The sequence below is a fragment of the Actinomadura kijaniata genome, from assembly GCF_014138665.1.
Lineage (GTDB): Bacteria > Actinomycetota > Actinomycetes > Streptosporangiales > Streptosporangiaceae > Spirillospora > Spirillospora kijaniata.
The window spans coordinates 58,823-83,879 of the sequence record NZ_JACJIA010000017.1 but is presented as its reverse complement, the minus strand read 5'-3'; the positions used below and the strand labels follow the sequence as shown (position 1 = coordinate 83,879).

21 protein-coding genes are annotated in these 25,057 nt (G+C 73.5%); 11 read left to right on the top strand and 10 right to left on the bottom strand.

Annotated elements, in window-relative coordinates:
• The first annotated feature begins 50 nt into the window (after nt 1-50).
• Genes HNR61_RS41175 through HNR61_RS41165 form a run of 3 tightly spaced genes read left to right on the top strand, consistent with a single transcriptional unit; the run spans nt 51 to nt 1,880 of the window.
• Complete coding sequence (locus tag HNR61_RS41175; protein ID WP_182848569.1) at nt 51-1,295, top strand: NAD(P)/FAD-dependent oxidoreductase; 1,245 nt, start codon at nt 51-53, stop codon at nt 1,293-1,295.
• Nucleotides 1,296-1,323: 28 nt separating this feature from the next.
• Nucleotides 1,324-1,554, top strand: a complete 231-nt coding sequence (locus HNR61_RS41170; protein WP_182848568.1) for a hypervirulence associated TUDOR domain-containing protein — start codon at nt 1,324-1,326, stop codon at nt 1,552-1,554.
• Nucleotides 1,551-1,880 (top strand): DUF3140 domain-containing protein, encoded by a 330-nt coding sequence (locus tag HNR61_RS41165; protein ID WP_182848567.1) that lies wholly within the window; start codon nt 1,551-1,553, stop codon nt 1,878-1,880. The genes HNR61_RS41170 and HNR61_RS41165 overlap by 4 nt, the downstream gene beginning before the upstream one ends.
• 242 nt (nt 1,881-2,122) lie before the next feature.
• Here HNR61_RS41165 and HNR61_RS41160 read toward each other — a convergent pair whose 3' ends face one another.
• Nucleotides 2,123-5,278 (bottom strand): M14 family metallopeptidase, encoded by a 3,156-nt coding sequence (locus tag HNR61_RS41160; RefSeq protein ID WP_182848566.1) that lies wholly within the window; start codon nt 5,276-5,278, stop codon nt 2,123-2,125.
• A gap of 294 nt (nt 5,279-5,572) precedes the next feature.
• On the opposite strand from HNR61_RS41160, the gene HNR61_RS41155 reads away from it, so the two are divergent.
• The 3 genes from HNR61_RS41155 (at nt 5,573) to HNR61_RS41145 (ending at nt 11,340) form a co-directional block, all read left to right on the top strand.
• Nucleotides 5,573-8,170, top strand: coding sequence for an ATP-binding SpoIIE family protein phosphatase (locus HNR61_RS41155; RefSeq protein WP_182848565.1), 2,598 nt, complete (start codon nt 5,573-5,575; stop codon nt 8,168-8,170).
• A gap of 115 nt (nt 8,171-8,285) precedes the next feature.
• A complete protein-coding gene (locus tag HNR61_RS41150; RefSeq protein WP_246444870.1) occupies nt 8,286-9,167 on the top strand; it encodes a hypothetical protein in 882 nt (293 codons plus the stop codon).
• 1,414 nt (nt 9,168-10,581) lie between these two features.
• Nucleotides 10,582-11,340: a hypothetical protein gene (locus tag HNR61_RS41145; protein ID WP_182848564.1), complete on the top strand. Its 759-nt coding sequence runs from the start codon at nt 10,582-10,584 to the stop codon at nt 11,338-11,340.
• Between the two features lie 83 nt (nt 11,341-11,423).
• On the opposite strand, the gene HNR61_RS41140 is transcribed toward HNR61_RS41145, so the two are convergent.
• The 7 genes from HNR61_RS41140 to HNR61_RS41110 form a co-directional block, all read right to left on the bottom strand.
• Complete coding sequence (locus HNR61_RS41140; RefSeq protein WP_246444869.1) at nt 11,424-11,936, bottom strand: hypothetical protein; 513 nt, start codon at nt 11,934-11,936, stop codon at nt 11,424-11,426.
• 889 nt (nt 11,937-12,825) lie between these two features.
• Nucleotides 12,826-13,713, bottom strand: coding sequence for a hypothetical protein (locus HNR61_RS41135; protein ID WP_182848563.1), 888 nt, complete (start codon nt 13,711-13,713; stop codon nt 12,826-12,828).
• A gap of 106 nt (nt 13,714-13,819) precedes the next feature.
• Nucleotides 13,820-15,370: a sporulation protein gene (locus HNR61_RS41130; RefSeq protein ID WP_182848562.1), complete on the bottom strand. Its 1,551-nt coding sequence runs from the start codon at nt 15,368-15,370 to the stop codon at nt 13,820-13,822.
• A 200-nt stretch (nt 15,371-15,570) separates the two neighbouring features.
• Nucleotides 15,571-16,941: a M16 family metallopeptidase gene (locus HNR61_RS41125; RefSeq protein WP_182848561.1), complete on the bottom strand. Its 1,371-nt coding sequence runs from the start codon at nt 16,939-16,941 to the stop codon at nt 15,571-15,573.
• Complete coding sequence (locus HNR61_RS41120; RefSeq protein ID WP_067821048.1) at nt 16,938-18,194, bottom strand: M16 family metallopeptidase; 1,257 nt, start codon at nt 18,192-18,194, stop codon at nt 16,938-16,940. The genes HNR61_RS41125 and HNR61_RS41120 overlap by 4 nt, the downstream gene beginning before the upstream one ends.
• Before the next feature lie 197 nt (nt 18,195-18,391).
• The gene (locus tag HNR61_RS41115; RefSeq protein WP_182848560.1) at nt 18,392-18,757 is read right to left on the bottom strand and encodes an STAS domain-containing protein; all 366 of its coding nucleotides are present in this window, start codon (nt 18,755-18,757) and stop codon (nt 18,392-18,394) included.
• A 57-nt stretch (nt 18,758-18,814) separates the two neighbouring features.
• Complete coding sequence (locus HNR61_RS41110; protein WP_182848559.1) at nt 18,815-19,372, bottom strand: ATP-binding protein; 558 nt, start codon at nt 19,370-19,372, stop codon at nt 18,815-18,817.
• Between the two features lie 318 nt (nt 19,373-19,690).
• Between HNR61_RS41110 and HNR61_RS41105 the strand changes: the two genes are divergently transcribed.
• Together HNR61_RS41105 and HNR61_RS41100 are read left to right on the top strand one after the other, a co-directional pair.
• A complete protein-coding gene (locus HNR61_RS41105) occupies nt 19,691-20,557 on the top strand; it encodes a Sco1979 family transcriptional regulator (protein ID WP_182848558.1) in 867 nt (288 codons plus the stop codon).
• Nucleotides 20,557-20,814, top strand: coding sequence for a DUF397 domain-containing protein (locus HNR61_RS41100; RefSeq protein WP_067821041.1), 258 nt, complete (start codon nt 20,557-20,559; stop codon nt 20,812-20,814). Before HNR61_RS41105 ends, HNR61_RS41100 begins: the two co-directional genes overlap by 1 nt.
• 78 nt (nt 20,815-20,892) lie before the next feature.
• On the opposite strand, the gene HNR61_RS41095 is transcribed toward HNR61_RS41100, so the two are convergent.
• Together HNR61_RS41095 and HNR61_RS41090 are read right to left on the bottom strand one after the other, a co-directional pair.
• The gene (locus tag HNR61_RS41095; RefSeq protein WP_182848557.1) at nt 20,893-22,614 is read right to left on the bottom strand and encodes a serine/threonine-protein kinase; all 1,722 of its coding nucleotides are present in this window, start codon (nt 22,612-22,614) and stop codon (nt 20,893-20,895) included.
• 223 nt (nt 22,615-22,837) lie between these two features.
• Nucleotides 22,838-23,017, bottom strand: coding sequence for a hypothetical protein (locus HNR61_RS41090; RefSeq protein ID WP_182848556.1), 180 nt, complete (start codon nt 23,015-23,017; stop codon nt 22,838-22,840).
• Nucleotides 23,018-23,255: 238 nt separating this feature from the next.
• On the opposite strand from HNR61_RS41090, the gene HNR61_RS41085 reads away from it, so the two are divergent.
• The 3 genes from HNR61_RS41085 to HNR61_RS41075 are packed head-to-tail and all read left to right on the top strand — an operon-like array spanning nt 23,256 to nt 25,049.
• Complete coding sequence (locus HNR61_RS41085) at nt 23,256-23,999, top strand: CPBP family intramembrane glutamic endopeptidase (protein WP_182848555.1); 744 nt, start codon at nt 23,256-23,258, stop codon at nt 23,997-23,999.
• Between the two features lie 10 nt (nt 24,000-24,009).
• Complete coding sequence (locus HNR61_RS41080; protein ID WP_067821029.1) at nt 24,010-24,348, top strand: PadR family transcriptional regulator; 339 nt, start codon at nt 24,010-24,012, stop codon at nt 24,346-24,348.
• Nucleotides 24,345-25,049 (top strand): hypothetical protein, encoded by a 705-nt coding sequence (locus tag HNR61_RS41075; RefSeq protein ID WP_182848554.1) that lies wholly within the window; start codon nt 24,345-24,347, stop codon nt 25,047-25,049. The genes HNR61_RS41080 and HNR61_RS41075 overlap by 4 nt, the downstream gene beginning before the upstream one ends.
• The last annotated feature ends 8 nt before the right edge of the window (nt 25,050-25,057 follow it).

Genomic DNA, 25,057 nt, shown 5'->3' with positions numbered 1-25,057 from the left:
CGCACGTCAGGACGCTCGAAGACCGGGGTGGAACCGGAGGAGGGAGCGCGATGTCGGAGGGCGTGGTGGTCGTGGGGGCCGGGCTGGCCGGGCTGGCCTGCGCGGTGCGGCTGCATGACAACGGGGTGCCGGTACGGGTGCTGGAAGCCTCCGACGGGGTCGGCGGCCGGGTGCGCACCGACGTCGTGGAGGGCTTCCGGCTCGACCGGGGGTTCCAGGTCTTCAACACCGCCTACCCCGAGGCCCGGCGCGTCCTGGACCTTCCGGCCCTGGACCTCCGGCCGTTCGCGTCCGGTCTGCTGGTGTTCCACGGGGGCCGCCGCGAACGCGTGATGCTGCCCTGGAGGCATCCCGAGCATGCGCTGAGCGGCGCGTTCGCCGACGTGGGGACCGTCCTGGACAAGGTGGCGCTGGCGGCGATGACCGCCCGCGACCTCGCCGCCTCCGGCTCCTGGCTGCGCGACTGCCCCGACCGGACCACCCGCGACGAACTGCGCCTGCGGGGCCTGTCCGACATGATGGTCGAACGGCTGATGCGCCCGTTCCTGGCCGGTGTCCTGCTGGAACGCGACCTGGAGACGTCCAGCCGGTTCTTCCACCTGGTCTGGCGGTCGTTCGCCCGCGGCACCATCGCCGTCCCGGCGCTGGGGATGGGCCGCATCCCCGAGCAGCTCGCCGAGCGGCTGCCCGCGGGGGCGGTCCGCCTGAACACGGCCGTCCGGGAGATCACCGACGACGGCGTGCGGACCGAGGACGGCGCCACCGTCCGGGCCGACGCCGTGGTGGTCGCCACCGACCCGGGCCGGGCGGCCGAGCTGCTGCCCGAGGTGGAGGCGCCGGCCATGCGCGCGGTCACCACCTTCTACCATGTGGCCCCCACCTCGCCGCTGCGCGAGCCGATCCAGGTCGTCGACGCCGACGGCGTCATCACCGACACGCTCGTCCTCACCGACGCGGCCCCGCGGTACTCGCCCGACGACCGCGCCCTCGTCTCGACGTCGGTGCTCGGCGTCGACGCGGACGAGGCACGGGTGCGGGACCGTCTCACCGAGATCTACGGCGACACCTCCGGGTGGCGGCTCCTCGCCACCTACCGGGTGCGGGACGCGCTCCCCGCGATGCCGCCGCCGCTGCCGATGCGGCGGCCGGTGCGGCTGGGACCCGGCCGGTACGTCTGCGGCGACCACCGGGACACCGGCTCCATCCAGGGCGCCCTGGTGTCGGGACGCCGCGCCGCCCAGGCCGTTCTGGCCGACACCACACGGCTGGGAGCAGCCGTACAGCACGCGCGGTGACAGAGGGTGAAAGGGGTATCACCTGGTCATGGACAGCAGTGATGAGGACGATTTCGCCGCGGGGGACGAGGTCACCTGGCGCAGCCACGGCTCGACCGTCGAGGGGACCGTGGAAAAGAAGATCACCGACCGGCGGACCGAGGCCGGCCGGACCGTCGCGGCCTCCGAACGGGAGCCGCAGTACCTGGTGCGCAGCGCGGACAGCGGCAGGACGGCCGTCCACAAGGGCACGGCGCTGCGCCGGAAGGATCCGGAATGACCGACGACCGGGACACCGTGGCGGAACGGTTCGGCGAGGCCGTCAACATGACCGCCGGGGAGCTGGAGGACTGGCTGGACACCGACGAGTCCAGGTCCGTCGGCCAGAAGGACGGCGGCGGGGAGTCGACCGGCCACGCGTCCGGCCGCAGGATCGTCGGGCTGCTGCGCACCAAGCGGTCCGAGCTGTCCGACGAGGACTACGAGCACATGGGCAAGGTGGTCGGCTACATCAGCCGCCACCTGGCGCAGCGCCCCTCCGGCGACGTCCGCGACACCCGCTGGCGCCACTCCCTGATGAACTGGGGCCACGACCCCCTGAAGTAGTGCGCGAAAACCGGAACCGGATCGCTGACCGCACCCCGCACGCGAGCGCGTCCGGAGGCTGAGGCGGGGGCCGAAGCCGAAGGCGAGGCCCCCCCCGCGGAAGATCGCGAAGCGATGCAGCGCTCGCCGCTTTTCGGTCGGTTCCCGAGCCCCCGGCGAGGGGTTCGGGCCGAAAGGCCATTCAACACAGCAGCCGAAGGCCCGGCCGGTGGAGGCGGCCGGGCCTTCGGGGTCGGGATCGATCAGTCGAGCAGGTACCTGATCGATCTGGTCATCAGCGCGCGCTGGTCGGCGTGCGTCGCGGCCTGCTCGATGCCGAAGCCGAGCATGACCGAGTCGCGCGTGGCCACCGCCGCGGCCGTGCGGTACTGGGCCTGGGAGCGGACGAACTCCACGCCGTTGCCGGGGCTGCCGGTCGGCGCGCCCTGGATCTGCCAGGGACCGAGACCGGTCTCGAAGCCCTCGGCGTCCAGGGTGCCGCCGGTGGTGACCCTGGTGTCGTCGATCGTCAGGCCCGAGCCGCCGGAGCCGGGGTCGCTGACGTAGGTGAACGACACCTCGACCTTCTTGCCCGCGTAGGCCGACAGGTCGAACGCGACCGGTGTCCAGCCGGTGGAGACCCCGGTGATCGAGTTCCACGCGCCGGTGGTGCCGGTGTTACGGCACGGGTTGCCCTGGGTCAGGTAGTGCAGCAGGAACGGGTGCGTCTGGGTGAAGTAGCCCGCCTCGCACTCGGCCGGCACGTTGGTGGAGGTGCGGCCGTTCTTGTCGGGCAGCGTCGTCCAGTCGTCGGCGCCGGCGGTGTGGGCCTCCAGCAGGACGTGGTCGAAGCCGCTCTCCGTGCTGTAGTTGATCCTCGCCTGGAGGGTGGGGGCCTGCGCCGCCGTCACGTTGGTCAGGTCGATCGTGCGGGTGAGCCTCCGGTACAGGTTGTCGCGGTGCGGCCCGGAGACGAACCAGCTGCCCTCGATCGGCTCGAACTGGCCCGCCGCGTCCTGGTAGGTGCCCGCCGACCAGCTCCTGAACTGCGGGAACCGGTCGGGCGGGAGCTGGTCGGACGTCACCAGCATGCCGCCCGCCTCGTTGATCTTGTTGGTGGCGGTCCCGGCCAGCGCCGCGTTCGTGCCGCTGTACGGGCGCCCGCTCCCGTTGAACCGGGTCGGCGCGCCGACCGACTGCCGTTCGTAGGACCCCAGCCAGTACTGGAGGAAGTCGTCCGACAGCAGCTCGCAGTCGTCGCGGAAGCTGGCGGTGATCACACACGGCCGTTCGGGGTGTCCCTTGGCGCCGTAGTAGATGCCGCCGCCGTTGGCGAACGCGAGCGGGCCGTTGTACCCGGTGGTCTCACCGGTGTAGAGCAGCTTGCCGCCCTCGTTCAGGTAGGACCGCACCGACAGGAGCAGGTCCTTGGCGCGGTCGGCGACCTGGGAGTCGGGGAAGTTGCCCGCGTAGGTGCGCACGGGGTCGTCGGCGGCGTCCTGGGTCAGCCGGTTGTCGCCCAGGTACCACACGACGCCCTTGAAGTGCTTGAGCACGCCGAGGTCGTGCGGGGCGCCGTCCTTGTCGACGTCCCAGACCGTGGCCCGGTGCCCGGCTTCGCGGACCAGCTTGACGTACTGGTCGGCGTAGCGCGGGCCGCTGGTGCCGGGCGGATAGGTCGGGTTGACGCCCTTGTAGTCCTCGTCGGCGATGACCAGCACGTCGGCCTTGTTCGCGGACCGCACCGTGTAGGTGAAGTGCTCGCTGTCGACGCGCTTGCCCTTCTTGAAGCCGCTGAACCACGCCTCGACCCGGTCGCCGGGTCTCTGGCCGCGGACCTTGCCGCGGAACTCGGCGAAGTAGGTGTCGTTGTCCCTGCCGTAGCGCTCGCCGCCGCGCCACTCGCGGACGATGTCGCGCCGGACCTTCCCGCCGTTGATCCGGTAGTTGAGGTGCTTGGCGGCGAGGGAGCGACGGATCCAGGCGGCGACCTCCTGGGTCCCGCCCATCGACACGCCGAACTTGTCGACCTTGAAGTCCGGCACGGACCGGCCGACCGGCGAGACCGGGTGGTCGGGCGTGTGCGCCGACTTGCCGACCGAGATCGCGTAGTTCAGGTTCTTGCCGAACTCGAAGTTGATCAGCTTCTCGTCGTCGGGGAAGCCGAAGATGCTGCCCGGGTCGGTGGCGCAGCGCTCGGGCGTCCACTCGTCGTCGGGGTCGTACCCCGCGGCGGTCGCGCAGGTCGCCATCTCGGGGGTCTGCGCCAGCGCGTGGTGGTGGTTCTCGGCCTCGCCGTCGGTGTCGCCGTTGGTGGTGTAGAGCTGCGCCCCGAGCTGCGGGACGTAGCCGGGCACGGCGGGACGGTCGATGTCACCGACGATCGCCTCGTGGACCAGGTCGTCGGGGCTGGGCGTGAGGGCCTGCCAGCCGACGCCGTACAGCAGCAGCTGCGCCGCCGAGTGCCAGTTGATGAGGTACTTCGGCTTGATCCGCTTGTACAGGTTGATCTGCGCGCGGGTCTCCGGCTCGGAGGCCGGGCCGGGGCCGCGGTAGGTCTGGCTGGTGGGCTGGGGGCTGGAGCCCTCGTTGTCGTAGCCCCACTTGTAGGGGAAGTTGCGGTTGAGGTCGACGCCGTCGGCGGAGGTGATCTGGCCGTCGCCGTTGTTGTCGCGGACGTTCTTGCGCCACAGGCGGAAGCCGGGCTGGAACGTCAGGTCGTAGCCGTCGGGGTTGACCACCGGCAGGAACCACAGGTCCGTGGTGTCCACGATCTTCGTCAGGTCGGCGTTTTTGCCGTACCCGTTGACGTAGTGGTGCAGCAGCCGGCGCACCATCTCCGGCGTGATCCACTCGCGGGCGTGCTGGGTGGCCTGGTAGACCACGGCGGGCCGCCGCCCGTCCTTCAGCTTGGACACGTCCTTGCTGACCCGGATCGCGGTGATCGGCTGGCCCTGCACGGAGGTGCCGATCGTCACCGCCCGGGCGATGTTCGGGTGGTCGGCGGCGACCTTGAGGATCTCCTCGCGGATGTTGCCGGGGCCGCTGTAGGGGCGGAAGACCTTCGGCGCGGCCTTGGCCCGCACCTGGGACTCCTTCTGGGCGGTGAGCCGCAGGCCCTTCCCGGCCAGCTCCTTCGCCTGGGCGCTGTTGAGGATCACCTGGACACGGGTGGTGCCCTTCTTGGATCCCTTGGTGGTCTTGAGATCTTCGTGGTCGATACCGGCGGACCGGAGCTGTTTGAGCTCCGCCGCGCCGAGGTCGCCGGAGTAGACCCGCGGGCCTGCCTCCGGTGCGGGGGTCGGTGGAGCGGCGTTCGCGGGGATCGCCTGCGACATTCCGATCAGGAGCGTCGCGGCGGCCAGCACGCTCGCCGTCCGGCGGCCGTGCTGCGGCCGTCGGAGGAACCTGCGTGTCATCGCGCCTCCAGGGCGTGGATCACTACGGGGGCTGCGTGATCGTCTGCCTGGGGATAAGAGGGTGTCAATGCGGCATTAGTACCTGTTGCCGCTTGTGGTCATAGTCGTGGGGATGTGTAACAAAAGTCGGCTCGACGGCGCTGGGCATGGGCGGTTCGCTCGGCGACGCCGGTCCGCTGCTGATTCAGGCCACTTCGTCAGACCGCCAGCGTTTTCGCCTCACGCGAGGTAACGTCCTCTTTACTGCGGGTTGTCGGGGGCATTACTTCGCAACCGCCCAGGGGAGGGGGCCGCGTGATCATCGCTGGTGGTGAGCCGAGGGCATCGGCGCAGCACACGGGGGAGCGGCGTACCGGAACGGGGCCGCGCGACCGGATGCGCGAGGGCCGCGACGGCGAGGCGAGCGACGACGGGGCGTGCGCGCCGCGCCTGCTGGAACAGCATCTGCTCGGCGTGGCCCGGATGGGTGTGATCGCCCTCGACGGGCACGGCCGCATCACCCACTGGAACCACGCCGCGTCCGACCTGTTCGGGCTGGACCGCGAGCGGGCCGTCGGCCGTTCGCTGACCACGCTGCTGCGCGTCCCGCAGGAGCACCGCGCCGCGTTCGAGCCCGGCGGGTTCGGGCACGTGTGGTGCGGCGGCTGCTTCGTGCCGCGCGTCGACGACGGCGAGCTCGCCGAGGTCGCCTGGTGGGTGTACCCCATCGACCGCGACATCGACCGCGAGATCGACGGGGACGGGGGTCCCGGCCGTTCACCGTCGGCGATCCGCGTCCTGGCCGTGGCCGCCGACCTGCGGCGGCTCCGCGACGAGGGGCCCGGCCTCGGCATGGGCGACGTGCTGATGGTGTCCCCGGCGGACGGGCCGCTGCCCGCCGTCACCGGGCTGCGGCTGCTGCGCGTCGAGCCCACCCTGGTCCCGATCACCGAACGCGACGCGTCCCGGCTGGGGCGGCGGCTGGCCGAGCTGCTGCCGCTGATGGGTCCCGCCGCCACCGAGCACGTCACCGCGCGGGTGCTGGCCATGGGCTACCCCGCCGTCAACCTCAGCGTCACCGTGCGGCTGCCGGTCGTCCCCTACTGGGGCGGCATGCCGCGCGCCCTGCGGCTGCGGCCCCGGGCCGCCGTGCCGAACGGTCCCCGACACGACGCCGGACACGTTCCGGCGACACTCCGACCGCGCCCACGAGAGGGATTGGAGACGATGGCCGTGCGGGAGCGGTTCACCTTCCTGGGCGAGGCCGGAGAGCAGATCGGCAGCTCGCTGGACCATCTGCAGGCGGCGCGGAAACTGGCGGAGGTCATGGTGCCGCGGCTCGCCGACTACGCCGTGGTCGAGCTGCTGGAGCGGGTCGCCTCCGCCGAGATCGACCATCCGTCCGGGCCGGTCGCCGAGGACGCCCCGCTGCGCCGGATCGCGGTCGTCCACGACGACGAGCCGGGCCGCTGGGCCGACACCCTGCCCGAGGGGGAGATCACCCGGATCCCGTCCGACACCCCGTGCCTGCGGGTGCTGGAGACCGGCCTCGGCGTCCACATCCCGCGCGTCACCCCGGAACGGGCCGCGGAGATCTGCGCGTCCTACACCGACCGCGACCTGCGACCGTTGATCACCGGCCGGGCGCTGCTGATCCTGCCGCTGGTCGCGCGCGGCCAGGTCCTCGGGCTGTGCAAGCTGATGCGCCGCCCCGGGCGGCCCGGCTACGACGAGCTCGACCTGACCATGATCGAGGAGCTGGTGCGCCGCGCCGCGCTGTGCGTGGACAACGGGCGGCTGTACCGGCGCGAGGCGCAGGCCGTGCAGCGCCTCCAGCGCAGCATGCTGCCCGACGACCCGCCGGAGGTCCCCGGCGCGCGGGTGTGCTTCCGGTACCGGCCCGCCGGGCAGGCCGCGCAGGTCGGCGGCGACTGGTTCGACGCGATCCCGCTGCCGGGCTGCCGCCTCGGCATCGTCGTCGGCGACGTGATGGGCCACGGCCTCACCTCCGCCGCGATCATGGGGCAGCTGCGTACCGCCGTGCGGACCCTCGCCGCCCAGGACCTGCGCCCCGACCAGCTGCTGCACCAGCTCGACGCGCTGACCCGGCGGCTCGGCGAGGACTACCTGGCCACCTGCCTGTACGCGGTGTACGACCCGGTCGCGCGGACCTGCCAGCTCGCCAACGCCGGGCACCTGCCGCCGGTGCTGGTGTCGGCGGGCGGGGACAGCCGGGTGCTGCCGGTGCCGTCCGGCGTCCCGATCGGGGTGGGCGGGGAGCCGTTCGAGACCGTCGAGGTCCCCGTCGAGGACGGCGCGCAGCTCGTGCTGTGCACCGACGGGCTCGTGGAGCGCCGCGACCGCGACATCGACCAGGGCATGGAGGCGCTGCGCGGGCAGCTGGCCGGGGCCGCGCCGTCGCTGGAACGCACCTGCGACGCGGTGCTGGAGACGCTCGGCCCGGCCGTTCCGGTGGACGACATCGCGCTGGTCGCGGTGGGGTGCGACGGCGTTCCGCCGGAGGACGTCGCCGTCTGGCCGGACCTGCCCGCCAAGCCCAGCATGGTGCGGCAGGCCCGCGCCCAGGCCGCCGGGCAACTGGCGCGCTGGGGGCTGTCCGACCTGTCCGACACGGTGGAGCTGCTGGTCAGCGAGCTGGTCACGAACGCGCTGGTGCACGGCGCGGGCCAGATCGGGATGCGGCTGATCCGCGGCGGGGCGCTGCTGTGCGAGGTGTCCGACGACGGGCACGAGCTGCCGCACCTGTGCCGGGCCGGCAACACCGACGAGTCGGGACGCGGCCTGCAACTGGTGAGCGTGCTGGCCACCCGGTGGGGGACGCACCGCACGGACCGGGGGAAGGTCGTGTGGTTCGAACACGCCCTGCCGAGGGAGCCGTCCAGGTGTCAATGACGGCGTTGGTAGGAAATTGTCCCCTTTGCGACAGATCATTTTCGGTGTCCCCTTCCGGTCTGATCGTTAGTGTCAGACGGGTTCCGACGAGCCCTGCCGGGCGGGGGATGCGAGTTTGGGTGACACTCTGACGCTGCCGGTTCCCGAGGCGCTGTACGGCACGTACGCCGTGGCGTTCGCCGACCCTCCGGCCGACCCGAGGGAGGAGGCCCGCCAGCGGGTGACGCGACGGATCGCGCCGCCGCTGCGGGACCTGGTCCTCGGCATGCTCGCCAGTCCGATGCTGACGCTGGACCTGCGCCCGGCCGGGGAGTTCCCGCCGCTGCCCACGGACCTGCTGGCGCTGTACGGCGCGTCGCCGGTGGACCTGGCCGCCGTGACCGGCGCCACGCACGTGCTGGCGGTCCGCGCCGCCTACCGTCCGGGCTGGCCGCCCGCCCACGAGTGGGCCGCACGGGCGGTCGCGTTCGCGGTGGCCGAGGGCGCGCCGGTCATCGACGTGTTCACGCCGCAGATCCTGACCCCCGACCGCCTGGCGGACTCACTTCCCGGTCCCGACGGTGAGATCCGGCTGACCGACTGGATGCTGCTGCCGCACACGGCGGGGCCGCAGGGGTTCTGGTTCACGACCAAGGGGCTGGCCAGGTTCGGGCTGCCCGAACTCCAGACCGAACACGTGCCGCCCGCGCTGGTCGAGCCGTGGGGCAGGCTGCTGAACGGGCTGGCGCGGCGCGTCCTCGACCTGTGGCTGGACGAGCTGCCCGCGGGCGAGCAGATCCCCTTGATGATCGACCTGCCCGAGCTGGTCTCGGTGGGGCTCCAGGACGTGGCGGCGGCGCAGGGCGTCACGGAGCCGATGCGCCGGGAGGTGACGGTACGCCTGCGACTGGACGCGGTCGGCGGGGAACAGGTGCTCACCGTCCTGACGGCGGAGGACGGCCCGACCCGGCTGGAGACGCTGTGCGCGGCGCTGTTCGGGACGCCCGGGGTGCGCTGACCTGCTCTCCTTGCCGACCCCCGGCACCGCGACGCAGGATCGGGGTGTGAGATTCGGTCCCCGCGACAGCCCCCGCCCCGCCGAGGAACCCGACGACGAGCCCTCGGCCGAGTCCCCGGTCGTCCCTCCGGAGCCCGGGGACGTCCACGTGGCGGGTCGCACCCCGCGCCGCCCGAGAGGCCGCCCCCGGCCGACGGCCCCGGACCCGGTGGGGGGAGCGGCGGACTGGACCCACGTTCCGCCCCCGGAGGCGGCCGCGCGGACACCGGGCGCATGGTGGTCGGATCCGACCCCGGCTCCGGATCCGGCCCCGGACGCGCCGGTGGTGGAACAGGCGGCGGCCCCGAACGTCGAGCCGCAGGGGATCCCCCCGGCCCAGCCGTTCACCCAGCCGTCTCCCGAGGAGAGGACCGAACGCCCGCAGGGGATGCCCCGCCCACCGGAGATAGGCCGCCCCCACGTTCCGGAACGAGCGGAGGAACCGGAACGAACCCAGGTTTTCAAGCGCCCGCCCAACATCGGCCGCCCTCACACCGCACAGCGCCCCGAAGGCGCAGCGAACGAGGAGGAATGGCGCACGCCGTCAACCACGGACCTTCCTGAGCCCGGCGAGAGCCCCTCACGGGATGGAGAGCCCCCGGGCCCTGCTGAACGGTCTGCCGCGCCGGAGGGGCGACTGCCGTCGGCTGATCCTCTGGGGGGCGCGGAGAGGAGCCCGTCGCGGGAGGGGGAGCCCCCGGGTCCTGCTGACCGGTCTGCTGCGCCGGAGGGGCGCCCGCCGCTGTTCGATGGGCCACTCACCACGGCGGTGTCGCGGCCCCGGGACGGGGGCGAGAACCCGTCGCAGGGTGTGGAGCCTCCCGGCCCTGCCGACCCATCCACCGCGCCAGGTGAGGCGGAGCGCCCGCGCGGGGCGGAGGACGAGCAGGCGGTGGCGTCGAGCGCAGAGGCGCCCCCACCGTCGGCCACAGAACGCCCCGGCTTCGGTACCCCGCTCCCCGGAACGGCCACCGATGCGGAGTGGCGTACGCCGCCGGGGGCGGATCGTCCTGATTCCGGTGCCGCATCCTCTGGGGCGGCCGCCCAGGAGTCGGAGGGTGCGCGTGATGTGGATGGCGGTGTGGCGGCGTCGGGTGAGGTGGAGTGGCGTACGCCGGGGGTGGAACGTCCCGGTTTCGGTGCCGCATCTTCTGGGGCGGCCGTTCGGGAGCCGGAGGGTGCGCGTGCGCAAACGGCGGGGAAGGGCTCCGTCGGGGATGAACGGCGTGTGATGGGGAATTCGGAGTCCCTGGTCGATGAGGGCCGGGCTCTGGACGCCCCTCGTGAAGGGGACGGGGGCGGAGCGCCGCTCACCACGGGGCCCGCGCAGGCGTCGGAACGGAAGGATGAACGGTCCGAAGGGAGGCGGGCGGGGGTGCCCACGCGAGGGCTGGCCAAGGAGCCGCCGTCGGAGGCCGGAGACGCCGAACGCCGCAGGGCGCAGGTGGACGCGTTCGTGGCCGAGTTCGTCGGGAGCGCGACGTGGAAGGCGACGCTCGCCGTGCTGGAGGCGGCGTTCCCCGGGCTGGGGATGGCGTCCACGTTCTCCCGGCGCACCGAGGAGGTGTGGCGGGCGATCGGCGGGCTCGACCGGGGGAGCGCGCACAGGCTCGGGCTCCCGGTGTGGGCCGACGGGGCGGGCATGGTGTTCGACCTCAGCGCCCACCGCCGTCCGGGCGTCGCGGGACGGACCGCCCGGCCGCGCGCCTCGCGGCCCTACGCGGGCGCGTACGTGATCGACACGCTGGACCCGCTGCGGTACCACCGGGCGGTCGGCGGGCCGCAGGGCCCGCAGGACGGGCCCCGGCCGCAGGTGCAGGCGCTGGAGGAGGACGACACCGGCGTGGTGATCGTCGCCGATCTCACGACGGCGGGCGTGCGGGTGCTCGACTCGGTGGCGCTGTGGCGGTTCGCGGGGCGCATCGTGACGGCGACGCTGCACGACCCGCGACGGCCCGACACGCGCGTGCGGACGCGCCGGGCGCTGCGGGCGTTGCGTCGCGTGGTGTTCGTCGACCCCCGGCTGGGCCTCGGCGTGTGCCTGCAGATCGACGTCGCGCGCACGCCCCGCTGCCTGCTGGCGTTCGCCGTCGACCGAACGGAACAGGGAGCCCCCCGCTTCGTCCGCGCCTGACGCGTGTTCCACACTGGGCCCCGGCCACGCACGCGAGCGGCCAGGCGAGTGCCGTGGGCCAGGGCTTTGGAGCGCGGCACGGCCTAACGCCGGTGCCGCCGGTGGTAGTTCACGGTGACGGCGGCGAGCAGCGGTGCCCACGCCACCAGCGGCAGGTACACGAACCCCACCAGCAGGTGGCCGGTCTCCGTCATCGCCGCGTTCGGCACCGCCCACCAGAACAGGAACGGCGTCCACAGCGCCGCCAGCACCACCGCGCCCGTCCCCGCGATGGCGGTCGTGACGCGGGGGCTGAACAGGCGCCAGTCGCGTACCAGGACCAACGTCAGGAGCGCCGCCGCCTCCGTCAGCACGCTCAGCAGCACCAGCCAGGCGGGCCCCTCCCACCCGTCGCCCCGGATCCTCCGGAACCCGGCCTCGGTGTACCCGAGCGGCAATCCGCAGGCCACCCCGATCCGCCACAGTGCGGCGGGGAGGGTCGTCAACGTCACCGCGTGCGCGGCCAGCACCGCCCAGCGCGGAGCGGCGGGCACGGGGCGCGGAGCGGTCGGGGCGTTAGGGGCGGTCGGGGCGGCTGGAGCAACGGGAATCGCCATGCCCATGATCTTGTCGGCCGCTGGGCTCCCGTCCCTCCCGCTCCGGGGTTGATCGCCTCCCCCGCGTGGGGGAACTCGGCTGGGGCCGGGTGCAACGGGAACAGGTGTTGGGGACGTGTAGACCCCGTGGGGCTTGTGATCTACGTGGAAGGCGCAGCGAAAGCGGCTGTGTCCCGTGGGATCGCTGGACGCGGATCGGTCAGCTCCGCCGCCTTCCGAGTTGCCGGGGAGGTGGGGTTGGTGCGGGGAAATCGGGGGTTCGGGTTGGGGTTGTTGGGTCTGTGTAGACCCCCGATATTGCTAGTGGTCTGTGGGGAGGGCTTAGCGAAAGCGGCTGTGTTGGCCTTGGGGGGACCGTCCCCCCAAACCCCCACATCGGGCCCGCGCACGCCGAAAGACTTCGCTGGCGCTTCGCTTTCGGCGTGCTGCGAACCCTGGCAAGGGGGCCCGCCCCCTTGGACCCCCGGCGAGGGACTCCGTCCCCCACACCCCCTGGCAGGGCTCCGCCCCACACCCCGGCAGGGGCTCCGCCCCCACACCCCCTCGTGGGGCTCCGCCCCACACCCCGGCAGGACTCCACCCCTACAACCCCGACGCGGGCGCTGCCTCGGCGACCCCAGCAGGGCTCTGCCTCACACCCGGCAGGGGACTCCGTCCCCTGCAACCCCTCGTGGGGCTCCGCCCCTACAGCCCCGGTGTGGACGCTGCCCCGGCGACCCCGGCAGGGCTCTGCCTCACACCCCGGTAGGGGACTTCGTCCCCTGCGACCCCTTCTTGGGGCTTCGTCCCTTGCCCCCGGGGACGGTGTTCGTTCGGTTGTTGGTGGGTTGGGGCTTTGGCGCGCGGACTGGGCCTCTGGAGTCGCGCTTCCTGACAGCCCATGGACGACCTAGGCGTCCGTGCGGAGCCAGGTCAGGTCGCACTGCACGTCCTCGGGCAGCTCTCGCAGGTGGGCCGCCAGCTCCCAGGGCTCGCCCGGGGCCTCGTCGGACTCCGTCAGTAGCCCGCACAGCAGGGCGTTCGGGGTTCGTACCACCGTGAACGGGCCCAGCCGCGCCACGCCTCCGCCCCGTAGGCTCGCCATCTCGTTCAGCAGGGCCGCCAGTGCCGACGGGTCCTGCGGGTCGTACAGCCCCCGCACGTACGCGAACAGCTCCTCGCCCAGTGCGTCCGGTCGTCGGCCCGACAGGTGGTAGGCGGTGCCCCAGTACCCTCCGTTCGCGGCCTGTGCGGTGCGGTGGTCGCGGATCCGGACGCGCAGCCCGTATTCGGAGACGCAGCGTTCGAACGCCTCCGTCAGCAGGGCCTCCGCCTCGCCCTCCTCGCTGAGCAGCAGGCCCGGGGCGACGCCCTCCTGCCGGGCGAGCCGGTCCAGCATCTCCTGCTGGAGTTCGGCGACGCTGTTCTCCAGCACGTCCAGGGAACGTGCCAGAGCGCGCTGCGCGTCGTGGTCGAAGTCCAGCGCGGTCAGTTCCCCCGCGAGCCCGCCGATCTCCTGCTCCAGGCGTTCGACGCGGTCGCCGAGCGAATCCACCCGGTCCAGGACCTGCCGGGTCTCGTCCGGGAGGGCGTCCTCGGCCGGGGGCTCGGCGGGCTGCTCGCCGGGTCCGGTGACCTCCGCCCGCAGCGCCTCGTGCCGGCCGGCGAGCTCGGCGACCTGCGTGCGCAGCTCGCGCAACTCCGCCTGCGCGCGCGGGAGCCGCTTGTCGAAGGCCAGGAACAGCTCGCGTCCGGCTACCGCCAGGCACACAAGGACCAGGGCGATGGTCGTCGTCATGGGACTCCTCGGGGGGTGGCCGCCTGCCACCTCCGACCCTAACCATCGCCGGGGCGATTGACCGAGACGGCGGCGGATGTCGTCCGAAAAGCCCTGACTTGTCGAGTCAGCCGAACAGGCCGCCCAGCAGTCCGCCCAGCGCCTCGGCGACTCCGCCCGCGACCTCGCCCGCCACGTCGGCGGCGGCGCCGGAGGCGGCCTCGCCGAACCCGTTGGCGGCGGCGTCGGCCATCCAGCCCCCGGCGTTCTCGGCGACGTAGCCCCCGACCTGCTCGCCCACGTACCCGCGGACCTGGTCGCCCGCGAAGCCCATGGCGGCGTTGGCGGCCTGCCCGACGAACTGCTCGCCCGCCTGCGCCACCGGGTTCACCCCGAACGCGCCCGCGGCGGCCGCGCCCGCGACCCCGGCCGCGGCGACGCCGCCGACGGCGGCCGCCGCGCCCCAGGCCGCGCCGTGCCCGGGATGGTGCGGCGCGTGGTGGTGCGGCGCGGGGTAGCCGGGCTGCGGGTAGCCCGGCGCCGGGTGGCTGTGCGGCGCGGGGTAGCCGTGTCCGGGCGGCGGGTAGGACGCGGGCTGCCCGTGCTGCGGCGGGGGCGGCGTGGGGTGCCCGTGCTGGGGGTGCCCGGGCGGCGGCGGGTAGGACGGGGGCGGCGCGGTCTGGCCGCCGTGCGCGGCGGGCGCGTACGGCACGGGCGTGCCGGGCGGCATGGGGGCGTGCTGGCCGGGTGCGGGCGCGGGCGGCGGGAACTGCCCCTGCCCGCCCGGCGCGGGCTGCTGGTGCTGGCCGGGCGGCGGCGGGTACGCGCCGTGCCCGCCGGGCGGCGGCAGCGGCGTCTGCGCGCCGGGCGGCGGCAGCGGGGCCTGCGCCCCGAACGCGGGCGTCCCGTGCGCCGGCCCCCCGGAGGAGCCGTGCGGCAGCAGCACCGCCTGCTCCAGCCACTGGCTGATCTTGGCGTTCCAGTCGGTCTCGGCGGCCTCCGGATGCGGCACCGTGAACGCCCCGAACGCGTCCTCGTCCCCGGTCCGCCCCTCGGCGCGCAGCTTGAAGCCCATCATCCGGGGGCTCGCCACGAAGGTGAGGCCGACCTGCGCCAGCCGGCCCTGGAACTGTGGCGGCGGGGAAAGGTGGATCTCCTGGTGGAACGGCAGCTGCTGCGGCAGCCCGCGCAGCTTGGACTGCTGGAACGTCACGTTCTTGATCTTGAAGCCGAGGCGGGCGATGGCGGCCAGCACCCACTGCTGCGACTGGAGCGGCTCCACCGAGATCGGGTCGACGTCGCCGGGGTCCGGCTCGCCCTTGACGTCCACCTCGGTGCACAGCCCGATCGTGAAGCCGGGCAGCTCCCGGCCCAGCACGGTCGTGAACGGCAGCTCGTACGGCAGCGGGATCGAGAACGCCAGGTCGCGCGACTGACCCGCCTCCAGGCGGAACGCTCGGGTCAGCGCCCCCCGGTACACCTCCGGGCCGGCGGTCTCGCCGCCGTGGCCGTTCTGCATCCGCGGCATCAGCGCGAGCGTGACGTGCCGGATGTCCACGGTCCGCGTTCCGCCGCGCAGGTGGACCTTTCCGGCCACGACTCCGCCGGGCCGGCAGTGCGGTTCGTTCAGGACGGTCTCGACGGAGGGGGCGCCCCCTCCGCCGTACCCGCCTGCCATCTGCCCATAGGACACCGGCCGTACCCCTTCCGCTCTCCGCGACCGCGGGGAGACCCCCGCTGCACAGTCAGACGCACACCACCATGCCATCCGTTCAACCGCAACGGGACATCCGTGGAGAAAATCCCGCGCCCTTCCGGGGCGTGCCGCCGAACGCTCGTTCGGCGGCACGCCCCGGAAGGGCGTCGTGGGTCAGCGGGTCACTGGGCCGGTTCGGTGGCGGTCACCGTCACCGGGGCGTAGCCCAGCTTCTCCAGCGGTTCGCGGATCTGGGCGGCGTCGCCCACCGCGACCACCGTCAGGGCCTCGGGGTCCACGTGCCGGCGGTAGGCGCGCGCGACCGTTTCCGGCGTCGCCGCCCGCACCGCGGCCAGGTGCCGGCTCGGGTAGTCGGTGCCCAGCCCGTTCGCGGCGGCGTCGGCCAGCTCGGCCGCGACCGAACGCGAGGTCTCGTACTCGGCGGGGGCCCGGTCCGCCAGCGCCCGCACCGACGAGGCGCACTCGTCCTCGGCGATGCCGTCGGCGACCACGCTGCGCAGGCCGTGCAGCGCGTCGGCCACCGCGTCGCCGGTGACCTCCGTGTGCACCGACCCCTGCGTGATCATCAGGCCGCAGTGCCGCAGCCGCAGCAGCCCGGTCCGCACGCCGTAGGTGTAGCCCTTCTCCTCGCGCAGCACCGCGTTGAGGCGCGAGTTGAGGCCGCCGCCCAGCACGTGCGAGGCGACCGACAGCAGCGGCCAGTCGCCGTGCGAGCGGTCCGGCACGCCGTGCGCGATGCTCAGGTACGTCTGCACCGAGCCGGGCCGGTCCACCACGACGATCCGCGGGCCGTTCACCGGCATCACGCGGTCGGCGGGGGGCAGCGCCGGGCCGGAGCCCGTCCACCCCGACAGCGCCGAGGCCAGCGCGCTGTCGACGGGCGTGCCGGTCAGGTCGCCCGCCGCCACGGCGAACGCCTCGGCCGGGTCGACCGAGGCGTAGAACGCGCGCACGTCCGCGCCGGTGATCGCGGTGACGGACGCGGGGGAGCCGCCGGTCGGGCGGTGGGCCCGCGCCCCCTCCGGGAAGATCACCGCGCGCAGCTCGCGCATGGCGCGGGTGCCGGGGTCGGCGTCCTCCTGGGCGATCTCCTCCAGGCGTTCGCGGACCAGGCGGGCCACGTCGGCGTCGGCGAGCGCGGCCTCGCGGACCACGGTGGACAGCAGCTCCAGCGCCGGGGCCAGCCGCGTCACCGGGACGTCCAGCGCGATGCGCAGCGCGGTCAGGTCCGCCGAGGCGTACAGGCTCGCGCCGAGGCGTTCGAACGCCGCCGTCAGGGCCGTCCCGCCGCCCGCCTCGGTGCCCTCCAGCAGGCCGCGCGCGGTCAGCGTCGCCAGGCCCTCCTTGCCGCGGGCGTCGCGGCCCGCGCCCGCGTCGAGGACCAGCCGGACCGACGCCAGGCGGCGTCCGGGCAGGTCGCAGCGGAGCGTCGCGGGGCCGCCCGGGACCAGCCCGGACGTCGCGGGCGGGAACGACCAGGCCGGGACCGGGCCGGGGACCGGACGCGGCGGCATCGTGATCTGGTTGGTCATCGGGCACCCCCGTAGGTCAGCGCGGTGCGGGCGCCCGGAGCCAGGAACCGGCCCGCCATGTCCTTGATCTGGTCGGCGGTGACCGAGGCGGCCCGGCTCGGCGCGGTGAACACGCGCGCCGGGTCGCCGAACTGCGTGGCGTTCTGCGACAGGGCGTTGGCCAGCCCGGTGACCGTCTCGGTCTGCTCCAGGAAGCCCCGCTCGGCCTGCGCGGTGGCGCGGGCGGTCTCGTCGGCGTCGGGGCCGTCGGCGGCGAACCGCGCCAGCTCCTCGTCCAGCACCGCCGCGATCTTCTCGGGGTCCGGGCCGATCGCGTCGACGATCGCCAGCGACGGGCCGCCGGCCAGCCGCGTCACGCCCGCCCACACCTCGGTGGCGATCTGGTCGCGGCGCACCATCCGGTCGTACAGCCGCGAGCCCGAGCCGCCGCCCAGGATCTCCACGGCCAGCTCGGCCGCCTCGATGTCGGAGCCGCCGTCGGAGGGCAGCGGGAACATCGCGAAGTAGGCGGGCGAGGGGACGTCCTCGGCCACGTCCTCGTTGCGGACCTCCGACAGCGGGCCGAGGTCCCCCTCGCGCGCGGGCGGCGGGGTGGGGCCGGTCGGCAGCCCGCCGAAGTACCGCTCGACGGCCGCGATGGTCTGCTCGGGGTCGACGTCGCCGACGACCGACAGGACCGCGTTGCCCGGCGCGTACCAGGTGGCGAAGAAGTCGGCGCAGTCCTCCAGCGTGGTCGCGTCCAGGTCCTCCATCGACCCGATGGGGGTGTGCGCGTACGGGTGGCCCGCCGGGAACGTCAGGCGGCACAGGCGCTCGAACGCGGTACCGTAGGGCTGGTTGTCGTAGCGCTGGCGGCGCTCGTTCTTCACGACGTCGCGCTGGTTGTCCAGGTTGGCCTGGGTGAGCGCGGCGGGCAGGGTGCCCATCCGGTCGGCCTCCAGCCAGAGCGCGAGCTCCAGGTGGCTGACCGGGACGGTCTCGTAGTAGTTGGTGCGTTCGAAGGAGGTGCTGGCGTTGAACGTCGCGCCCGCGCTCTCCAGCAGGGCCGCGTGCTCGCCCTCGGCGACGTTCGCCGAGCCCTGGAACATCAGGTGCTCGAAAAGGTGCGCCAGTCCGGTACGTCCGGCCCGCTCATGCCGCGAGCCCACGCCGTACCAGATGTTCACGGCGGCCAGCGGCACGACGTGGTCTTCGCAGACCACCACGCGCAGCCCATTGCCGAGCGTGTGCTCATGCAGCGGCTGTTCTGCCACGGAGCGCTCCCGTCCGGTGGGTGGTTCGGTTGACGGACAGCACCGCTCGCGGTGGCGAAACGCCCAGCGGCGGGCTTGATCTCTCTGACCACCGTAGTTTACGAACCCGGCCGCCCGTCCCGCGGCTCCGAAAGCCGTGCGGGGGGCGGGTTCGCGGAGAGCTCAGCGCGGGGCCCGGACGGGGCCCGGGGCGGGGCTCAGGACGGGGACTGGGAGGCGGCCTCCTCGTGGGCCGCGACCGCGTCGTCCATCGTCGAGTGCAGCACGAAGATCTTGGTCAGCTGGGTGACGTGGAAGACCCGGCGGACGCGCTCGTTGACCCCCACGAACGACATGGAGCCGTCGCGGGCGCGCAGGCGGTGGTAGATGCCGACCAGGACGCCGAGGCCCGTGGAGTCGAGGAAGGTGACCTCGCCGAGATCGATGACCAGGTGCAGGGAGCCGTTCTCGATGATGTCCAGCAGCAGCTCCCGCAGGCGGGGGCTGGTGAACACGTCGATCTCGCCAGTGATCTTGACAACGGTCAGGCCCTTGACGTCCCGGTGTTCGACGGCGAATTCCACTGCTGCTCCCGGTCGGTGGTCGTGGTGGAATTTCCCCTATACCCCCCCAAAGAGGGCTTACCCCTCCGAGCCGAACAGCGCCCACACCACCTTGCCCGTCGGCAGCGCCCGCCAGCCCCAGCGGGTGCTGAACGAGTCCACCAGGTGCAGGCCGCGCCCCGTCTCGGCGATGTAGTCGGGTTCCTTGCGGCGGGGGCCCAGCGGGCTGGCGTCCATGATCCCGCACAGCAGCCAGCGGCCCTCGTGGATCAGGCGCAGATGGATCGGCGGCGGGGTCGAGGCGAGCGGGTCGCCGTAGACGCGGTCGCCGTAGTCGTCCAGGCAGTGCGCGTCCCGGGGGCTCCAGCGCGGGGTCGTGGCGGGCGGCGGGCCGCCACTGTGCCGCAGGGCGTTGGTGACCAGCTCGGAGACCACCAGGCCGACCTCGTCGCCGAGCGCCGCCAGGTTCCAGTCGGTCAGCCGCGACAGCGCGAAGTGGCGGGCGGCGGTGACGGACTCGGGGTCGGGGCGGACGGTGAACGAGGCGGCCGGACCGCCCGTCGCCACCAGAGCGTTCAGGGCGTGGTCCAGCCGGGGCGGCAGGCGGTCCGACTCGGGAACGGGCGTGGAAGGCACGATCGGGTCCTGTGTCTCGGCCGGCCGCGTGCAGGGACGCACGATCCAACGCGTGTCGTCGTGCGCGTGGCGTGACGTCATTCCCGGGCCCCCGCAGAGTGATCTGGTCGTGCAGCCGTGGCTCTGAAGTCTCGTGCGTTATCCTGCGCATCGTAGCGTGCGAATGCAAGACCCAATGCACGTGCATCTGATTATCCACAGTGTGGTCGCCGGTCGTACCGCGGGCCCACTCCCGGTGAACGGAGGCGAGCACCCCCGGTGACAAGGGGGCCGTTGACACACTAGGTTCGCTGTCCGCACGAGGCCGGGAGGTGAGGCGTGACTTCAGGGACGCCGGGAAGCGGTTCGACGGTTCGCCGCATCCTGCTCGGATCACAGTTGCGCCGCCTGCGGGAGGCCAAGGGTGTGACCCGGCAGGACGCGGGCTACGTCATCCGCGCGTCCGAGTCGAAGATCAGCCGCCTGGAACTGGGGCGCGTCTCGTTCAAGGAGCGCGACGTCGATGATCTGCTGACCCTCTACGGCGTCACCGACGTCGAGGAGCGCGCCGCCCTCCTGGAGCTCGCCCGCGAGGCCAACACGCCCGGCTGGTGGCACCGCTACAGCGACGTGCTGCCCTCCTGGTTCCAGACCTATGTGGGCCTGGAGGAGTCGGCCGCGCTGATCCGCACCTACGAACTCCAGTTCGTTCCCGGCCTGTTGCAGTCCCGTGAGTACGCCCGCGCCGTGTTCCGGCTCGGCAACGCGGGCGCGCCCGACCACGAGATCGACCAGCGCCTGGAGCTGCGCATGCAGCGGCAGGAGCGGTTGACCGGGCCCGGCGCGCCGCGGTTGTGGGCGGTGCTGGACGAGGGGGCGCTGCGGCGGTCGATCGGCGGACCCGAGGTGATGCGGGGCCAGTTCGAGCACCTGATCAAGATGGCGCGGCTCCCGAACGTGACCATCCAGGTCATGCCGTTCCGCTTCGGCGGGCACTCGGCCGAGGGCGGCGCGTTCACGATCCTGCGCTTCCCGGAACAGGACCTGCCCGACGTGGTCTACGTCGAGAACCTCACCGGCGCGATGTACCTCGACAAACGCGACGACGTCGACACCTACCTGCAGGCCATGGAGCGCCTGTGCGTCGACAGCGAGACTCCCGAACGCACCGTCGAGTTCCTCGGTGAACTGCTCAGGAAGACATGATGCTCAAGACCGACTTCACGGCGTACAACGGGATTCCGGCGACCCGGCTGCACGGTGCCCGGTGGCTGAAGTCCAACCGCAGCAACTCCCAGGGCAACTGCGTCGAGATCGCCGAACTCCCCGGCGGCCGCGTCGCGATGCGCAACTCCCGTTTCCCCGAGGGCCCCGCCCTCATCTACACCCGCCACGAGATCGAGGCCCTGATCCTGGGGGCGAAGGAGGGCGACTTCGACCACCTGATAGCGGCCGACAACTGAGCCGCGCGCCCCGGCGGGCGCGGCGTCGCTCCGCGACCCGCCCGCTGAGGCACGTCCGCGGCATCACCCCGCCGGGGCTCAGCCGCAGTTGCCCCAGGCCGAGGTGCGGCCGTTGCCGCCGAAGCGGACGCAGACCTTGCGGGCCGACACGTACACCGGACCCGCGTACCACTCGAACGAGCCGCTGTCGGTGACCTGGCCGCCGCCCCGCTTCTGGATCCACACCGACACGGGGGTCCGCCTGCCCGCGTCGCGCGTCTTCATCGTGACGGCGCAGTTGGAGCCCTTGGCGTTGTTGTACAGCAGGTACGCGGTGCCGCCCGACACGGACATCGAGCGCAGCACCCCGTAGCCACCGCCGCACGCCTGCTGCGGCGTGTACTTGTTCGGCCGCTGCTCGGCGGGCGGCCTGGGGGACCCCGAAGGCCGGGAACCCCCGCCGCCGGGCTTCTTCCCGGGCTTCCCCGACTCCTCACTCTTCGGCTTCTTCGATCCGTCCCCGGTGTCCCTGCCGTCGACCTTGCCGCGCGACTTGGACGGCTGCGGGCCGCCGCCCGGCAGCGTGCCGCCGCCGGGGGTCTCGCCGTTCTGGTCGGCGGCGGTGGTCCGCTGCTGGTCGGGGGTGTCGTCGGAGCGGCCGGTCGCCGCCCACACCGAGCCGCCGACCAGCACCGCCGTGACGGCGACGGCGGCCGCGACGGGCACGAGCCGGCCGCGCCGCCGGGGCGGGGCGACCGGCACCGGTCCCGGGGGCTGCGGGGCGGTCGTGCCGTGCACGGCCTCGGGAGCGGCGAACGCGCCGACCGGTGCGGGCCCGACCGGTGCGGGCCCGATCGGCGTGGGCGCGTCCAGCGGGGTGGCCTCGGAGGCGGACATGCCCGGGAACGGGCCGGGGAACGGCGGCGGAGGCCCCGGCAGCGGGCCCGGGCCGTCGGCCGGGGACGTGCCGGTGGCGGCGTTGACCAGCATCTCCTGCGCCCCGCGGGCGCTGGGCCGCTGGGCGGGCTCCTTGGCCAGGCACGCCAGCACGACCTCGCGCAGCGGGCTGGGCAGGTCGCCGAGGTTCGGCTCGCCGGCGAGGATGCGGTGCATGACGGCGGCCATGTCGTCGTTGCCGAACGCGGGCCACCCGTTCGCCGCGAACACCATCGTGGTGCCCCAGGCGAACATGTCGGCGGCCGGGCCGACCTCGCCGCCGGTGAAGTGCTCGGGCGACATGTAGGCGGGGGTGCCGACGTTCTGGGTCTCGCCGACGGCGTTCAGCGCCCGCGCCACCCCGAAGTCGATCACGCGGGGGCCGTCCGGGCCCATCATCACGTTGTGCGGCTTGAAGTCGCGGTGCACGATCCCGGCCTGGTGGATCGCGATCAGCGCGGTCAGCGTGCTGATCGCCAGGCGCTCCAGGGCCCCGGCGGTGCGCGGCCCCTCGGTCTGCACCAGCCGGAACAGCGACTGTCCCGGCACGTACTCGCCGACGATGTAGGGCTGGTCGCCCTCGACGTCGGCGTCCAGCACCTGCGCGGTGCAGAACCGGGCGACCCGCTTGGCGACCTCCAGCTCCCGGACGAACCGGGCGCGCGCCGCGTCGTCCCCGGTCAGCCCGGCGTGCAGCAGCTTGATCGCGACATACTCGACCCGTACGGGCCCGCCGCCGGTCCCGCCGGCCCCGGCCGCGCGCCGTCCCAGGAAGACCGATCCCTGGCCGCCCTCGCCGAGCCGTCCCAGGACCTCGTACGCGCCCAGCCGCGTCGGATCGCCCGACCGCAGGGGGTGAGCGTCCGGCATCGTCCTGTCGGTCACACCGGTGCCTTCCCGTCGCTTACACCTCTGAGGTTTTCCAGACTATTGGTCGGGGAAGGGTAGTTCCTTCAGGGGGCGACCGTGGTGACACGGGGCCGCGACGGCCGACGGGCGGGTGCGGAACCGCGGTTCCGCACCCGCCCGTCGTCACGCCGGTGCCGTGTCATGCGTTACCGCCGTCCGGAGGCCGGGTCATGGGGCCACCGGTGGCGTGGTCGGGATGTCAGGCCGGGTCGGGGGTCCGCCGCGCGGGGCGGTGCTCCGCCCGGCCGTCGGCACCCGGCGGACCCTCCGGGGCGTGGTGGCGTTCCAGGCGGGCCGCCACGGCCAGGGCGCGCAGCGAACGGGTCCGCACGAGTCCTTGCCCGGTGTGCGGGCGGGGACGGGGGATGCTGCTCGGCATCGGTACCTCCTGGGATCGGTGGTGGACATGCTTCCCACTGAGGCGCGGGTTGCACATTTCGTTGCAACTGCAAGAGTCCTCGCGTTATTCCGAGCGAACGTTCTTTTTCTCGGTCAACTTGGATGAACCGCCCAGCGCTCTCCGATTCCAGGGCCGTCATCGCTACCTAGGTTGTATTTCTACATAGCTTGCTCTAGCGTCTAGGTAGCTCAGGAACCCCCGGCCCCGAGGAGGCGGCATGCTGCACATCGATCCCGAGTTCTCCACGCTCGGGCTGGTCCTCGCCGTCCCCCTGCTGGCCCAGGCCACGGTCGGTGACGCGCTGCTCGGCCGGCGGTCCTACGCGCGGCTGCGGCGGGACCGGGACCGCGACCCGCGCGCCCTGGTGCGCCTCTACCGCCTCTGGATCGCCACCTCCTGGGGCCTGGCCGCGCTCGGCGCGCTCACCGTCGTGGTCTCGCCCGGCGTCGCGGCCGGCGACATCGGGCTGACGTGGCCCGGCGACCCGGCGCGGATCGCCGGAATGCTCGTCGGCCTCGCGATCGTCCTGCCGCTGACGGTGCTGGTCGGCCGCCGGATGGCCGCCAGGGGCAAGGCCGTGCCCGGCGCCGAGGGGGTCACGGAGCTGCTGCCCCGCGACGCCCGCGAACGCCGCCTCGGCCTCGCCATGTCCGTCACCGCCGGGATCTGCGAGGAGTTCGTCTACCGGGGCGTGCTGATCGCGTTGTTCGTCGGCGTGCTGGGCGTGCCCGTCCAGGTCGCCGCCGGGATCGCGCTCGCCCTGTTCGCGGTCGCCCACGCCTACCAGGGGTGGCGCAACATGCTGCTGACCCTGCTGCCCGGCTATGCGCTGACCGCCATGTACCTGAGCACCGGCAGCCTGCTGCTGCCGGTCCTGGTGCACATCCTGATCGACGTGCGCGGCCTGGTCCTGACCCCCGCGCCCGCCGCCGGGCCCCGGCCGGTCGCGCAGAACGGCTAGGGTCTCCCGCATGGCTGCCGACCGCCGTTCAAGCTGGCTCAAGGGCGTGCTCGACCTGCTGGTCCTCGCCAGCCTCACCGAGGGCGAGAACTACGGGTACGAGATCGCCAAGTCCCTCGCCGGGGCCGGGCTGGGGGAGATCAAGGGCGGTACCCTCTACCCGGTGCTGAACCGGCTGGAGGAGGCGGGCCTGGTCGCCGCCGAGTTCCGCGCCGCCGACCGCGGCCCCGGCCGCCGCTACTACAGCCTGACCCAGCGGGGCCGCGACACCCTCGCCGAGCAGGGCTCCCTGTGGCTCGCCTTCGACGGGTCGGTCCGTTCCGTCCTGGCGAAGGGAGGCGTCCGGTGACCACCGACGAGTACTTCGAGGTCCTGACCGCGCGGCTGCGCGAGCGCGGCGTCCCCGCCGACCGCGCCGCCGCCACCGCCGAGGAGCTGGCCGGGCACGTCGCCGAGTCCGGGGCCGACCCGCGCGAGGAGCTCGGGGACGCCGCCGACCTCGCCGCCCGGCTCGCCCCCGACGCCCACCCCGGCCCCGGGCCGGAGAGCGACCCGACCGCCGAGACCTGGGTGTGGACCGCCGACGCGTTCCAGGACGTGGCCCTGCTCAACCGCTACGGCGGCCAGGGCTGGGAGGTCGAGCGGATCGACGGCCTGGGGCGCTTCGTCAGCCACCGCGACGCCGAGAGCCCGCTGCGCTGGGAGTATCGTCGCGAGACCGTCCTGCCCGGCCGCGCCGGGGCCCTGGCCGAACGCCTGGCCCCCGACGGCTGGGAGCTGTGCGGCGTCTGGACGTACTTCGCCTACTTCAAGCGCCCCCTGGCCGCGTCCGAGGGGCCGCTCGGCGCGCTGGCGGACGTCCCGGAGACACCGGCGCGCCGCTGGTTCTGGAGCAGGCGCTTCTTCGCCCTCGTGGCGGTCTACCTGCTCGTGATCGTGGCGCTCGTCCTCACCAGCGACCTGACGGCGGGGTTCGGCGTGGGAATGGCCGTCGGCGCGACCCTGGCGGCGCTCATCCTCGCGTTCCTGTACCTCCGCGCCCGCCGCTGACCCGGACG

Bases quoted from the DNA above. Each gene is read 5' to 3' on its own strand.
- HNR61_RS41130 (WP_182848562.1), bottom strand. From the start codon at position 15,370: ATGGCAGGCGGGTACGGCGGAGGGGGCGCCCCCTCCGTCGAGACCGTC.
- HNR61_RS41140 (WP_246444869.1), bottom strand. From the start codon at position 11,936: ATGGCGATTCCCGTTGCTCCAGCCGCCCCGACCGCCCCTAACGCCCCG.
- HNR61_RS41080 (WP_067821029.1), top strand. From the start codon at position 24,010: ATGGCTGCCGACCGCCGTTCAAGCTGGCTCAAGGGCGTGCTCGACCTG.
- HNR61_RS41165 (WP_182848567.1), top strand. From the start codon at position 1,551: ATGACCGACGACCGGGACACCGTGGCGGAACGGTTCGGCGAGGCCGTC.
- HNR61_RS41135 (WP_182848563.1), bottom strand. From the start codon at position 13,713: ATGACGACGACCATCGCCCTGGTCCTTGTGTGCCTGGCGGTAGCCGGA.
- HNR61_RS41175 (WP_182848569.1), top strand. From the start codon at position 51: ATGTCGGAGGGCGTGGTGGTCGTGGGGGCCGGGCTGGCCGGGCTGGCC.
- HNR61_RS41085 (WP_182848555.1), top strand. From the start codon at position 23,256: ATGCTGCACATCGATCCCGAGTTCTCCACGCTCGGGCTGGTCCTCGCC.
- HNR61_RS41090 (WP_182848556.1), bottom strand. From the start codon at position 23,017: ATGCCGAGCAGCATCCCCCGTCCCCGCCCGCACACCGGGCAAGGACTC.
- HNR61_RS41170 (WP_182848568.1), top strand. From the start codon at position 1,324: ATGGACAGCAGTGATGAGGACGATTTCGCCGCGGGGGACGAGGTCACC.
- HNR61_RS41100 (WP_067821041.1), top strand. From the start codon at position 20,557: ATGCTCAAGACCGACTTCACGGCGTACAACGGGATTCCGGCGACCCGG.
- HNR61_RS41160 (WP_182848566.1), bottom strand. From the start codon at position 5,278: ATGACACGCAGGTTCCTCCGACGGCCGCAGCACGGCCGCCGGACGGCG.
- HNR61_RS41125 (WP_182848561.1), bottom strand. From the start codon at position 16,941: ATGACCAACCAGATCACGATGCCGCCGCGTCCGGTCCCCGGCCCGGTC.